12 protein-coding genes are annotated in these 13,100 nt (G+C 67.4%); 6 read left to right on the top strand and 6 right to left on the bottom strand.

All coding sequences use genetic code 11. The features are described 5' to 3' along the window. Positions 1 to 23 precede the first annotated feature (23 nt). Positions 24 to 1,010, bottom strand: a complete 987-nt coding sequence (locus ACQUSQ_RS00190) for an FKBP-type peptidyl-prolyl cis-trans isomerase (protein WP_435066459.1) — start codon at positions 1,008 to 1,010, stop codon at positions 24 to 26. A 93-nt stretch (positions 1,011 to 1,103) separates the two neighbouring features. Between ACQUSQ_RS00190 and cyaB the strand changes: the two genes are divergently transcribed. Genes cyaB through ACQUSQ_RS00170 form a run of 4 tightly spaced genes read left to right on the top strand, consistent with a single transcriptional unit; the run spans position 1,104 to position 4,636 of the window. Continuing rightward, positions 1,104 to 1,646: a class IV adenylate cyclase gene (gene cyaB, locus ACQUSQ_RS00185; RefSeq protein ID WP_435066458.1), complete on the top strand. Its 543-nt coding sequence runs from the start codon at positions 1,104 to 1,106 to the stop codon at positions 1,644 to 1,646. A 59-nt stretch (positions 1,647 to 1,705) separates the two neighbouring features. Next, positions 1,706 to 2,932, top strand: coding sequence for a methionine adenosyltransferase (locus ACQUSQ_RS00180; RefSeq protein ID WP_435066457.1), 1,227 nt, complete (start codon positions 1,706 to 1,708; stop codon positions 2,930 to 2,932). A 49-nt stretch (positions 2,933 to 2,981) separates the two neighbouring features. Continuing rightward, positions 2,982 to 4,154 (top strand): tRNA sulfurtransferase, encoded by a 1,173-nt coding sequence (locus tag ACQUSQ_RS00175; RefSeq protein ID WP_435067254.1) that lies wholly within the window; start codon positions 2,982 to 2,984, stop codon positions 4,152 to 4,154. Positions 4,155 to 4,177: 23 nt separating this feature from the next. Beyond that, positions 4,178 to 4,636, top strand: a complete 459-nt coding sequence (locus tag ACQUSQ_RS00170) for a DUF5804 family protein (protein WP_435066456.1) — start codon at positions 4,178 to 4,180, stop codon at positions 4,634 to 4,636. Here the strand turns inward: ACQUSQ_RS00170 and ACQUSQ_RS00165 are convergent. Further along, positions 4,633 to 5,529, bottom strand: a complete 897-nt coding sequence (locus ACQUSQ_RS00165) for a PLP-dependent cysteine synthase family protein (protein ID WP_435066455.1) — start codon at positions 5,527 to 5,529, stop codon at positions 4,633 to 4,635. The two genes, ACQUSQ_RS00170 and ACQUSQ_RS00165, sit on opposite strands and share 4 nt — an antisense overlap. A gap of 42 nt (positions 5,530 to 5,571) precedes the next feature. Next, positions 5,572 to 7,611: an NAD-dependent DNA ligase LigA gene (gene ligA, locus ACQUSQ_RS00160; protein ID WP_435066454.1), complete on the bottom strand. Its 2,040-nt coding sequence runs from the start codon at positions 7,609 to 7,611 to the stop codon at positions 5,572 to 5,574. Positions 7,612 to 7,706: 95 nt separating this feature from the next. On the opposite strand from ligA, the gene ACQUSQ_RS00155 reads away from it, so the two are divergent. Continuing rightward, positions 7,707 to 8,075 (top strand): thioredoxin family protein, encoded by a 369-nt coding sequence (locus ACQUSQ_RS00155; protein WP_435066453.1) that lies wholly within the window; start codon positions 7,707 to 7,709, stop codon positions 8,073 to 8,075. On the opposite strand, the gene ACQUSQ_RS00150 is transcribed toward ACQUSQ_RS00155, so the two are convergent. Continuing rightward, complete coding sequence (locus tag ACQUSQ_RS00150; RefSeq protein WP_435066452.1) at positions 8,072 to 10,237, bottom strand: thioredoxin domain-containing protein; 2,166 nt, start codon at positions 10,235 to 10,237, stop codon at positions 8,072 to 8,074. The genes ACQUSQ_RS00155 and ACQUSQ_RS00150 overlap by 4 nt on opposite strands. Positions 10,238 to 10,358: 121 nt before the next feature. Here ACQUSQ_RS00150 and ACQUSQ_RS00145 point away from each other — a divergent pair, with 121 nt between their 5' ends. After that, positions 10,359 to 11,435 (top strand): ATP-binding protein, encoded by a 1,077-nt coding sequence (locus ACQUSQ_RS00145; protein WP_435066451.1) that lies wholly within the window; start codon positions 10,359 to 10,361, stop codon positions 11,433 to 11,435. A gap of 4 nt (positions 11,436 to 11,439) precedes the next feature. On the opposite strand, the gene ACQUSQ_RS00140 is transcribed toward ACQUSQ_RS00145, so the two are convergent. Continuing rightward, positions 11,440 to 12,750 (bottom strand): phosphoribosylamine--glycine ligase, encoded by a 1,311-nt coding sequence (locus ACQUSQ_RS00140; protein ID WP_435066450.1) that lies wholly within the window; start codon positions 12,748 to 12,750, stop codon positions 11,440 to 11,442. 40 nt (positions 12,751 to 12,790) lie between these two features. Next, entirely contained in the window at positions 12,791 to 13,033 is a 243-nt protein-coding gene (locus tag ACQUSQ_RS00135) for a hypothetical protein (protein WP_435066449.1), read from the bottom strand. Between the last annotated feature and the right edge of the window lie 67 nt (positions 13,034 to 13,100).

Raw genomic sequence — 13,100 nt, 5'->3', positions numbered from 1 at the left:
ATACAAGAAATCGCTGATATCGACTACTCGTCGATGTCTTCTTCGAGTTCTTCGACGATTTCGTCGGCGTCGACGTCGACGTCTTCGAGGGCTTCCTCGACGTCGCCGCCGCCGGCGCCGCCCATACCGCCCATCATGCCGCCCATGCCACCCATCATGCCACCGGTGCCGTCGATGGTCTCTTGGACGATGACTCGGTCGAGACCGAGTCGGTCCATAATCTGCTGGGCAATCTGCTGTTTCTGGAAGAGCCACTGCTGGTTCATCGTCATCTGCGGCGTGGCCTCGATGTACAGCGTCTCTTTCTCGACGGTCTGGGTCTCGGTTTCGTACTCGTCGTCCTCGTCGTCGGATTCGACCTGAACTTCCTCTTCGACCTCGTCGGTCTCAATCCACACCTCGGGGGCGTGGTCGAGATGCATGCCGAGCAGGCCCTGTGCCTGTTCCTCGGGGTCGTCGACGACGTCGACGACTTCGTACTCGTATTCGAGGTCCTCGCCCGCGAGCGGGTGGTTGAAGTCGACGCGAGCGCGCCCGCCGATGATGGTCTCGACGTGGCCCTGCTGACCGTCGACGTTGACGTGGGCGCCGGGGTAGCGGTCGTCCTCGTCGATTTTGTTGGCGCTGACGGTGCGCACGTCGTCGGGGTCGAACTCGCCGAAGGCGTCGACGGCGTCGATGTGGACGGACCCGCTGTCGCCGACCTCCTTCCCGATGAGGTCCTCGTTGACGTCTTCGAAGACGTGTCCGGCGCCGACGACGATGATGCGCGGACTGAAATCGTGGTCCTCGTCGTCGATGCCGGCCTCCTCGGCCACGTCCTCGTACGTCGTGTCGACGACGGTTCCTTCGTCGACGGTGCGGACGGTGTAGTCGATACGGACGAAATCGCCGTCCTGCAGGCCGGCGTCGTCGGCCTCGGGTTCGGTCTCCGTCGCTGTCTCCTCGGGGTCATCGGCCGCGTCGGCATCGACCGGTTCGTCGGCCGATTCGGCCTGTTCGTCACTCATACAGTCCACAACTCTCGTGCGACCCTTAAGAATCACGTTTCCGCTCTCGCCGCTCGTCGGGGGGCTTTTGTCGCCCCGCGCTGACGCCCGCGTATGTACGAAGTCGAGTTGAAGGTCAGAGCGAGTCACGACGCGGTCCGCGACCGACTCGCGGCGCTCGACGCCGAAGCCGTCGAAACCGTCGTACAGGTCGACACCTACTACGACGCCCCGCACCGCGATTTCGCGGCGACCGACGAGGCGCTTCGCATCCGCCGCGAGTCCCACGAGGGCGACGAGACGGCTCGCGTCACGTACAAGGGGCCGCTCGTCGAGGACGCCTCGAAGACCCGCCGAGAGGTGGAGACGGGCGTCGACGACGGCGACCGACTCGACGACATCTTCGAGGCGCTTGGCTTCTCGCCCGCCGCGGTGGTCGAAAAGGAGCGGGAGCGCTACGCCCTCGGAGACTACACGGTCACGCTCGACACCATCGCCGACCTCGGCGAGTTCGTCGAAATCGAGCGCGAGGCCCCCGAATCCGACCTCGACAGCGCCCGCGACGGCGCCATCGAACACCTCCGCGAACTGGGCCTCGACCCCGACGACCAGATTCGCACGTCCTACCTCGGTCTCCTATTGAATTCTTCTCAGTAATACTTTGAACGCGAAAGGTTTCCGCAAGTTATAGAATCCGGCGGCGAGAAGTGCCGTCGATGAGCGACCGGAACATCCGCATCGAGTCCGTCGACCGCCGAGCGGTCGAGGACCAGGAGGTGGAAATCGTCGAGCGGAAGGGAATCGGACACCCCGACTCCCTCTGCGATGGAATTGCCGAGAGCGTCTCACGCGCCCTCTCGAATCTCTATCTCGACCGTGTCGACAAGGTACTTCACTACAACACGGACGAGACGCAGTTGGCCGCAGGTAGCGCCACGCCTGCCTTCGGTGGCGGCGAAGTCGTCGAACCAATTCACGTTCTTATCGTCGGCCGCGCCACCCGTCACTACGAGGCCCCCGACGGGACGGAGCACACGCTCCCCGTCGACTCGGTGGCGCTCGCGGCCGCCCGCGACTATCTCGCCGAAACCGTCCCCGAACTGGAGTTCGGCACCGACGTCGTGGTCGACGTCCGCCTCGGCGAGGGGAGCGGCGACCTCCAGACCGTCTTCGGCGAGGACGGCGCCGCCGTCCCCATGGCCAACGACACCAGTTTCGGCGTCGGCCACGCGCCCCTGACCGAGACGGAGCGCATCGTCCTCGAAACCGAGGAGTATCTCAACGGCCCGTACGCCGACGACAACCCCGAACTCGGCCCCGACGTGAAGATTATGGGCAAGCGCGAGGGCGAACACATCGACCTCACCGTCGCGGCGGCCATGATAGACCACTATCTCGACGGCGTCGACGACTACCACGCCGCCGTCGCGAGCGTCCGCGACGCGGTCCGGAATCTCGCCGAGTCCCACACCGACCGAACCGTCTCCGTCGACGTCAACACCGCCGACAACGCGGAGAAGGGCAAAGACGGGCTGTATCTGACGACGACGGGCACCAGCGCCGAACAGGGCGACGACGGCTCCGTCGGCCGCGGCAACCGCTCGAACGGCCTCATCACCCCCAATCGGCCGATGAGCATGGAGGCCACGAGCGGGAAAAATCCCGTCAACCACATCGGGAAGATTTACAACCTCCTCAGCACGCGCATCGCCGAGGCCGTCGTCGACGAGGTGGACGGCATCCGCGACTTCCGCGTCCGTCTGCTGAGCCAAATCGGTCGCCCAATCGACCGCCCGCACGTCGCCGACGGGTTCGTCGTCACCGACGACGGCGTCACCCTCGCCGACATCGAGGCCGACGTCGAGGCCATCGTCGACCGGGAACTCGCCGCCGTGACCGACGTGACGTGGGACGTCATCGAGGGCGACATCCGCACCTTCTGAGCCGGACCGAACCAGTCTAGTACGCTCGCGGCCTACGCTCTTCGTGACCGTGGCCGACACCCCGACGACCGTCCTCGCCAGTTTCGGCGAACTCGCCACGAAGAGCCGCGAGGTTCGCGGGAAGATGACCCGGCGCCTCCGGGACAACGTGGCCGCCCTCCTCGACGCCCGCGGCGTCGACGCGACGGTCGAGCGAGAGTGGGCGCGCATCGTCGTCCAGACTCCCGACGCCGACCGCGCCGCCCGCGTCGTCGCCGACGCGATGGGCGTCGTTTGGGCGCGCCCCGCCGTCCGACGCCCCGCCGACCTCGACGCCATCGCCGAAACCCTCGCCGCTCTCGCCCGCGACGACCCGCCCGCCGACACCTACGCCGTCCGCGCCCGCCGCGCCGGCGAAGCCGACGCCCACGACTTCTCCAGTCGCGACGTCGAGCAGGCGGGGGGCCGCGCCATCGGCCGCGTCACCGACGCCACGGTCGACCTCGATGCGCCCGACCAAACCTACCACGTCGAGGTGCGGGGCGACGACGCCCACGTCTCCGCGACGAGTTACGAGGGGCCGGGCGGCCTCCCTCTCGGAACGCAGGACCCACTCGTCGCCCTCGTCAGCGGCGGGCACGACTCCCCCGTCGCCGCCTACGAGATGATGCGCCGCGGGGCGCCGGTCGTCCCCGTCTACGTCGACCTCGGCGCTTACGGCGGCCCGGACCACGAGGCACGGGCCGTCGCCACCGTCGACCGCCTCGCGCGCTACGCGCCGAACTTCGACTACCGGACCCGCGTCGTGCCGGCCGGTGACCTCGTGGAGACGCTGCTCGATTCGGTCGATGACACCCGGATGCTCTCGTGGCGACGCGCGCTCCTGCGCATCGCCGAGACGGTGGCCGACCGGACGGACGCGGTGGGCATCGTCACCGGCGAGGCGCTGGGCCAGAAATCGAGTCAGACCGCGGCCAACCTCGCCGCGACCGACGCGGCGGTCGACCTCCCCGTGCATCGCCCGCTCATCGCGTGGGACAAGCCCGACATCCTCGCCCGCGCTCGCGAAATCGGCACACACGAGAACTCCTCTATCCCCGTCGGCTGCGAGCGTCTCGACCCGCCCTTTCCCGCGACGGGCGCGACCCTCGACGCCGTCGAAGCCGCCGAACCCGACGACTACCTCGACCGTGCCGCCGATGCCGTCGCGGACCGCCGCCTCGTCGACCCCGAACCGCTTTAGGCCCCGCCGCCGACGATGTGACCGTGACGCAGGTGTGTCTCGTCGGTGACGACGCCGTCGACCTCAGATACGAACTCCTCTCGCGCGAGACGGCGCGGGCGGCGCTCGCCACCTACGACCTCCACGAGCCGTTCGACAACTCCGTGGCCGTCGACACCGTCAGCCTCGGCGCCGCCGTCTCCCTGCTGAACGATTTGAACTGGTATCTCGTGCGCTTTGCCGACTGCGCGCTCGTCCGCGAGCCGAGCATCTCGACAGAGGAGTGGCTCTCTCGCGACTTGGCAGAGGGGGTCCGCGACGGCGACATCGCTCCCGAGGCGACCGACACCTACCTCCGAATCTACGGTATCGACGACGGGCAACTCGTCGAGCCGATGCACGCCACGCGCGTCGAGGGCGCCGTCCCCGAGTACGACCTTCGCGACGTGGACGAGACGGTCGTCGTCCGCGTCACCGAATCGGAGTTCGGCGGGCCAACTTAGTCGTCGAACAGACCCGTCGACATGTAGCGCTCGCCGCTGTCCCAGAAGACGGTCACGACCAGCGGGTCGTCGACCGTCTCGGTCAGGCGCTCGGCGACCCGCTTCGCGCCGATGCTCGACGCTCCGCTCGACTGCCCGACGAGAATCCCCTCCTCGCGGGCGAGGCGCCGACACTCCGCCTCCGCCGCGTCGAGCGTCACGTTCTCCACGTCGTCTAGCAGGTCCATATCGACGTTGTCGGCGATGAACTCCGGCCCCATCCCCTGAAAGTCGTTCTCGCCGGGGTTGCCGGTCAGGAACTGATTGGACTCGGGCTGGACGCCGACGACCGACACGTCGGGATACGCCTCTTTCAGTCGCCGTCCCGTCCCGGATATCGTGCCGCCGGTGCCGACGCCACAGACCAGCGCGTCGACGGGACGGTCGGTCTGCTCCAGTATCTCCGCGCCCGTCGTCTCGTAGTGAGCCTGCGGATTGGCGGGGTTCTCGAACTGGTGCATCTGGACCATCCCCTCGGCCTCCAGTTCGTCTGCCCGCGCTCTCGCCTCGTTCATCTCGCCGTCGACGAGTTCCACTTCGGCGCCGTACGCCTTCATAATCTGGCGACGCTCCGGCGACTTCGAGGACGGCATCACGATGCGCACGTCGTAGCCCTTGGCGGCGCCGACGACGGCCAATCCGATGCCCGTGTTCCCGCTCGTGGGTTCGACGATGGTGTCGCCGGGTTCGAGTTCGCCCGCCTCCTCGGCGGCTTCGACCATCGCCATCGCCGGGCGGTCTTTCGCCGACCCGCCCGGGTTCTTCGATTCGAGTTTCGCCGCGACGGTCGCGCCCGCCGGCGACTCGATTTGGACCAGCGGCGACCCGATGGCGTCGAGGACGCTGTCGTACATGGGGTCTGATTCACGGCCGCCGCCTAAATCGGTGATGGATAGCTACAACTGCGAGAGGATTCGCTCCTCGAACGCGTCGGGGTCGAGCGTCTCGACCTCCTCTTCCTCGGCTTGCTCCCGCTTTCGCGTGCCGGGGTTCTCGCCGACGACGAGGAAGTCCGTCTCGCCGCTGACCGACGACGTGACGTTTGCTCCGTGGGTTTCCAGTCGCTCCGTCAGTTCCGAGCGAGTGTACCCCGGGACGCTCCCCGTGAACACGAGGGTCAGCCCGTCGAGTTCCGCGCCGCGTTCGCGACGCTCGGGCGTGACCCCGGCATCGAGCAGTCGCTCGACCATCTCGACGTTCGCGTCGACGTCGAAGTAGGAGACGACGGCCTCGGCCACCTCCGGTCCCACGTCCTCGACGCTCTGGAGTTCGTCGGCGCTTGCGTCCAGCAAGTCGTCGAGCGAGAACGCCCCCGCGAGGGCGCGTGCCCGCTCCGTCCCGACGTGGCGGATGCCGAGCGCGTAGACGAACGTTCCCAGCGTCACGTCCTTGCTCGCGTCCAGTTCGGCGAGGAGGTTCTCGGCGGAGCGCTCGCCCCACCCCTCCAGTTCGATGAGGTCCTCGCGGTCGAGGGAGTAGAGGTCCGCCGGCGATTCGACCAGTCCGGCCGCCACCAGTTGGTCGGCGGCCTCCGCGCCCAGCCCTTCGATGTCCATCGCGTCCCGCGAGCAGAAGTGTTCGAGCGACCGCTGTAACTGCGCGGGACAGGACGCGTTCGTGCAGTAGTGGTGTTCGCCCTCCCGAACCACCTCGCTGTCACAGACGGGGCAGGCGTCGGGCATCTCGAAGGCCTCGCCCTCGCCGGCGTCGACCACCTCGACAACCTCGGGAATCACGTCGCCCGCGCGCTCGATTTCGACGGTGGCGCCCGGCGTGACGCCCAGTTCGCGCGCTTGGCCCGCGTTGTGCAGGGTCGCGCGGCTGATGGTCACGCCCTGTACGTCCACGGGGTCGAGGAGGGCGACGGGGGTGAGTTTCCCCGTCCGGCCCACCTGCACGACGATGCGCTCGACGGTCGTCTGCCCCGTTCGGGGCGGGAACTTGTACGCGAAGGCCCAGCGGGGGTGGCGCGCGGTCGACCCCAACTGCTCGCGCGCGTCGAACTCGACCACCTTGGCGACGACGCCGTCGATTTCGTACTCTAAGTCGTCGCGGGCCGCCATGAGCCTGTCACGGTAGTCGAGGACGGCGTCGACGTCGTCGACGATGGTCGTCTCGTCGTTGACGCGGAAGCCGAGAGTGCGGAGCAGGTCGAAGGCCTCCCGCTGTGAGTCGAGGGCGGCCGACGTGTCGATGATGTCGTAGAAGAACACGTCGAGCGGTCGGTCGGCGACCGTGTCGGGGTCGAGCATCCGGACCGTCCCCGCCGCGGCGTTGCGCGGGTTGGCGAAGGGGTCGTCGCCGCGTTCGACCCGGCGCTCGTTCAGTTCCTGAAACCCCGTCCGGGGCATGTACACCTCGCCCCGAACGGCGAGCGTCTCGGGCGCGTCGTCCGGGAGGCGGAGCGGGACGCTCCCGATGGTTCGGACGTTCGCGGAGACGTCTTCGCCCGCTCGACCGTCACCACGGGTGACCGCTCGCTCGAAGGCGCCGCCCTCGTAGACGACTTCGATTGAGAAGCCGTCGAACTTCGGCTCCGCGGAGTAGTCCACGTCGCCCACCGTCTCGCGGATGCGACGGTCGAAGGCGCGAATCTCCTCGGCGTCGCCCGACGACTGCAGGCTCAGGAGGGGCTGGACGTGTTCGACCGTTTCGAGTTCGTCGAGGGGTTCGCCGCCGACGCGCTGGGTCGGCGAGTTCTCGTCGTGCAGGTCGAAGGCGTCTTCGAGCGTCTGGAGTCGCTCGAACAGCGTGTCGTAAGCGCTGTCGGCGATGACGGGGTCGTTCTCGACGTAGTAGCGATAGTCGTGATACGATATCGCCTCGCGCAACTGCGCGACCTGTTCGCGGGCCGTCGCCTCGTCCAGTTCGTCGGCTGGCGCGAACGACGTCTTCGGGTCGCGCACGTACGGGTTGTCCGCAGGTTCCTCGACCATCTCGCTGTCGAGACAGGGAGCGCCGGGTAGGAATAGCCAGCGACTCGGCGGCCGCGAGCGCGAGGATTAAGCCGCCGGACGCGGTAGTGACCCCCATGTCACTCGAAACGATGGAGCCGACCGGCGAGTGGACCGGCGACGACGACGTCCTCGACGCCCTCGGGCGCGAGGGACTGACCTACCTCGTCTGGGGCGGCGACTGGTGCGGTGACTGTCAGGACCAGTTGCCCGACTTCGCGGCCGCACTCGACGCCGCGGGCGTCTCCGACGACCGAATCGAGGAGTTCGCGCTCGACGAGGACAAACAGGGGGAGGGTGTCGAAGCCTACGGCATCGAGTACATCCCCACCGTCGTCGTGGAGCGAGACGGCGAGGAGATTGCCCGGTACGTCGAAGAGGAGCCAGAAGGCGCCGCCGCGTATCTCGCCGAGCGAATCGCCGCCGACGAGGCGCCGGCCAACTAGTTCAGCCAGTCGACCGCCGCCTCCAAATCCGTCTGGGGCGGCGAACACGTGAAGTCACGGCAGGCGTAGGCCGTGGGGTCCCCGCCCTGTGCCTCGCGGTTCGCCCAGATGGGCGGCGCTTCCTCCAGTCCGAGTTCGTCTAGCCACGCGTCTAGGTCGTCGTCGCTCGCGGGTCGGGGCGCGACGACGCCCGTCGGGAGCGGCGTGTCGGCGAGCGTCTCCCGCCACGACGCCGGCATCTCGTCGGCCGCGAGCGTCAGTTCGACCGGGCCGCGGGCGTGGGCGTCCGCCGCCAGCACGAGCGACGCGTGTTCGAGCGGGCTGCTCCGAATCCGGTCAGCGTGAGTCGCGAGCAGTTCCTCGGTCATCTCGCCGAAGCCCTCGTCGGGGGCAAAGAGGTCGAGTTCGTCGAACAGCGCCGCCGCGACGCCGAGACTCGACGGCGTCGACTGGTCGTTCAACTCCTGTGGCCGCGTCACCAGCCCCTCGCCGCTCTCGGGCGTGTAGTAGAGCGTGCCCGCGTCATCGTCCCAGAACTCCTCGCGGACGACCCGCGCCAAATCGAGCGCGAACGCGAGGTGCTCGACTTCACCGGTCACCTGATAGCAGTCGAAGGCGCCGCGCGCGAGGAATGCGTAGTCATCGAGATAGCCGTCGACCTTGACGTCGCCCGCCTTGAACCGTCGGAACAGGCGCTGGTCGTCGGCGTCCCAGAGGTGTTCGCGGACGAACGAGAGCGCGTCTTTCGCGGTGCCGACGAGCGCCGGGTCGAGCGTGCGCGCCCCCGTCGCGATGGCGGAGATGGCGAGCCCGTTCCACCCCGCAAGCACCTTCTCGTCGCGGGCGGGGCGCGGGCGCTCGGCCCGCGCGTCGAAGACGCGCGTCCGCGCGGTCATGAGCGTCCGTTCCACCGTCTCGACCGATAGGTCGTACGCCTCGGCCAGCGAGTCGTACCCCGCGGAGACGGTGAGGACCGTCGTGCCACCCTCGAAGTTGCCGCCGTCGTCGATGCCGTAGCGGTCACAGAACAGGTCGGTGGCCGTCTCGGCGTCGACGCCGTCTATCGGGTTGTCGCCGACGGCGTCGCGAACCTCCTCGGGCGTCCAGACGTAGAACGCTCCCTCCTCGTCTTCGGGGTCCTCGTCCTCGTCGAGTCGGGACGGCGGCGTCTCGCTCTGTGCGTCGAGCGTGCTGAAGAAGCCGCCCTCGGGATGCTGGAGTTCGCGTTCGAGGAAGGCGACCGTCTCGGATGCGGCGCGGGCGTAGCGGTCCGCGTCCATCGCCTGCGCCGCCTCGAAGTAGACGCGGGGGAGTTCCGCGTTGTCGTAGAGCATCTTCTCGAAGTGGGGGACGGTCCAGTCGCGGTCGGTCGCGTAGCGGTGGAAGCCGCCGCCGACGTGGTCGTAGAGGCCGCCCGTGGCCATGGCGTCGAGCGCTTCGCCGGCCACCGCCGCCGACGAGTCGTCGCCGTCGAGAAGCGCCGCCCGGAGCAACAGGTCGAGTCGGCGGGGCTGGGGGAACTTCGGGCCGCCGCTTCCGAAGCCGCCGTGGGTGCGGTCCGCGCTCCGAATCGCCGCCGACGTCGCCGTCTCCAACACGTCGGACTCGGGCGGGTCGCCGGGATTCTCCGGCGTCGATTCGAGTTCGTCCGTGATGGCCTCGGTCCACTGGTCGGCGCGGTTCTCTATCTCCTCGCGGTCCGTCTCCCACGACTTCGTGATGTCTTTCAGCAACTGCAGGAACCCCGGTCGGCCGCGTCGTGGCTCCGGCGGGAAGTACGTCCCGACGTAGAAGGGCTTGCCCTCGGGCGTGAGAAAGACCGAGAGGGGCCACCCGCCGCCGCCGGAGACGAGTTGGCAGATGGTCTGATAGACGCTGTCGACGTCCGGGCGCTCCTCGCGGTCGACCTTGATTGGGACGAACTGCTCGTTGAGGACGTTCGCCACCGTCTCGTCCTGAAAGCTCTCCGACTCCATGACGTGACACCAGTGACAGGCGGCGTAGCCGATAGAGAGGAAGATGGGCACGTCGTGGTCCCGCGCCGCCTGCAGCGCCGACTCGTCCCACGGCTGCCAGTTGACCGGGTTGTCGGCGTGTTGTTCGAGATACGGGCTGGCCTCCTCGTCCAAGCGATTTCGGTCCGTCGGCGTCGGCGCGGTCATGGTCGGGATTCGAACCCCCAGACAGGTATACTCTCGGCTCTCGACTCCGCGTCACGTCACTAAAGCAAGACAATCTGGCGACATGGCAAATGGTTTTGTAGGTGCTAGCTGATTCCACCACATGGACGGGACGGCGTTGGGACGGCGGCTCGCCGGTCGGGCGCCGTCGCTGATTGCTATCCTCGGCGTGGCGGTAGTCGTCGTCGCCATCGCACACTTCCTCCACGACGTTCGGACGCTCGGATTCGGGCTCCTCCCCGTCGCCTCGCTCGCTCTCTGTCTCACCCTCTCGATTGGCCTGTTCGGACTGAGTTACTGGCTCGTCGACAGCGACTTCCCCGTCGACGACACGTGGACCGTCGTCCGCTGGTGTCTCGGCGGCATGGTCGGGTTCGGGGCACTCGCGGCGCTGACCGTCGGCATCCGTCTCGCCGAGGGACAGACCGTCGAGGGTGCGGGACTGACGCTTCTCGTGTTGTGTTCGGGTGGTGGCATCGGCGGCGGTATCGCCGGCATCTACTACACCCGGGCGACGCTTGCGGCCCGCGATGCCGACAAGCGTCGCGACGCCTTGGTCTTTCTGAACAGCCACCTCCGCCACAACGTGTTGAACGCGGCGCAGGTGATTCAGGGATACACGTCGGTTCTCGCGGACCGAACCGACGAACCCGAGTATCTCACCCCGATTGAACGCCGGAGCGACGCCATCGCGTCCCTCATCGACGACATGAAGGAGTTGTCCGACCTCTTCGCCGGCGAGCGAACGCCGACGCCGCTCGATATTTCGACCGTCATCCTCCGCGAAGTCGAGAGCGCGCGCGAGACACACGAGTCGGCGACGTTCGACGTGGACGTGCCCCCCGAACTGTACGTGATGGCGACGGGCGCCGTCTCCGCCGTCTTCGCGAACCTCATCGAGAACGCCGTCGAACACAACGACGCGTCGTCGCCGTCGGTCACTATCCGCGCGGACCGCGGCCCGCGGACCGTCTCGGTCCGTATCGCCGACGACGGCCCCGGCATCCGCGACGACGTGAAGGCCAATCTCTTCGATTCGGCCATCGAATCCGGCGAGGGACGCGGCATTGCGCTCGTGAAGACAGTGATGGGCCACTACGGCGGCGACGTCTCCGCCTACGACAACGACCCCCGCGGCACCGAAGTCGTCGTCGAGTTTCGCCGGCCGCCGGGGCGCTGAGCCGTCAGGGGCCCAGATACCCCCACGCCAGCAGTCGGTCGCCGTCGCCCGCTATCCAGCGCTCGCCGATGTCGTCGCGGTAGTAGAGGTTCGGCACGACGATGTCGTCGATTCGGCCGTAGGCCTGTTCGCGCGCCGCCTGCATGGTGTCGCCTTTACCCGTCACGACGAGTGGCATTCCGTTCTCGCCCGCGACCCGCCACTGGCCGTCGACGCGCTTCGCGTCTTCGATGTGAATTCCGTCGCGACTCGCCGTCTCGAACACCACCGCGGCGTTCCGCGAGTTCTCGTCGTACGTCTTCTCGTCGTCGAACGGGAAGGGTGGCAGGACGATTCGGACGGCTATCTGGTAGCCGCCGTGAACGGACGGGTCGGGGTCGTCGCCGTGAGCGAGGTCGTAGAAGAACTCCGCCGTCGACGATTCGAGGGATTCCTCCTGCAGTGCGATGGTCGGATACCCGAATCGGGGCGTGAACTCCAGCGGATAGATGCCCGTCTCGTTGACGATGCAGTTGAGGTCGATGCTTCCGACGTAGCCCTCCGCCGCCAGCCAGTCTTCGAGTTTGCCGAACGTCTCTTGGAACAACCGGTTCTGCCCCGCCCAGAACATGCTCGTCCCCATCTCGCCGGTCGAGGGGCCGATGTTGCCGGGAAACAGCTTCTTGTGCTCGAAGTTGAAGTTGACCCGGTCGATGAACCGCTCACCGTCGAAGAAGCCACAGATAGCGATTTCGACGCCCTCGACCTTGCGCTGGAGTTGAAACCCCTTCATCCGGTGGCCCCACGCCTTCTCGTAGGCGCGAAGCACGTCGACGACGTCGCTGCCGTCGTCCTCGTTGCCGACGTACAGGAGGCGCTTGACGTTCTGCACCTCGCCGAGGGGCTTGATGACGTAGGGGGCGGGATGCTCCTCGACGTGGTGGATGCCGGCCGCGAAGTCGTGGAAGACGTGGTGTTCGACGGTGTTGACGCCGTGGTCTTCGAGTACCTCCATCGCGTACTCCCGATCGGCTTCGAGGCGGTCGGTGTTCGGCGTCCCGCCGACGACTGCTTTGCCTCGCTCGCGGAGGTCCTGCGCGAGTTCTCCCGTGCCGATATCGTCGCCGACCCAGATGTCGTCGAAAATGATGACGTCGGCCCACTCGATTTCGGCCCGCCAGTCGTCGGTCTTCGGGACGAAGCCGTCGCCGATTTCCCCGTCCGAGTCGGCTTCGATGTAGTATTTCACGTCGTGGCCCTCCTCGTGAATCTGCCACGCGAGGTCGGTGATGAGCGCGGCGTCCATCGAGACGAAGAGGAAGTTGTGACCGGCCATAGGCCCCCGACACGCGGCGGCGACAAAATCTCACCGCCCGTCAGCCCAGAAACGTCGCGACGAACAGGAGCGCGAACCCGAGCGAGATACAGAGGCCGCCGATTCGGCCGAGCCACGTGTGTTCCGTGACGCCGGGGTGGCTGTCGTCGACTCGATAGTCCTGCACGTCTGGCTTGTACTCGACGTAACTCGGATACTGGAAGAACTCGATGAACACGAGCGCACCGCCGATGGTTCCGAGCGCCGCTCCGAGCAGTCGAAGTGCGTTCGCGACTGCGACCATACTCGAAGGGCGGGCCGAGCGACGGGAAAAACCTACCGAGGTTTATCCCCGATGGCGCGGCCACCCG

The sequence above is a fragment of the Haloplanus sp. C73 genome (genome assembly GCF_051195115.1).
Lineage (GTDB): Archaea > Halobacteriota > Halobacteria > Halobacteriales > Haloferacaceae > Haloplanus.
The sequence above is the reverse complement of the archived record's forward strand: the minus strand, read 5'-3'. Positions and strand labels throughout refer to the sequence as shown.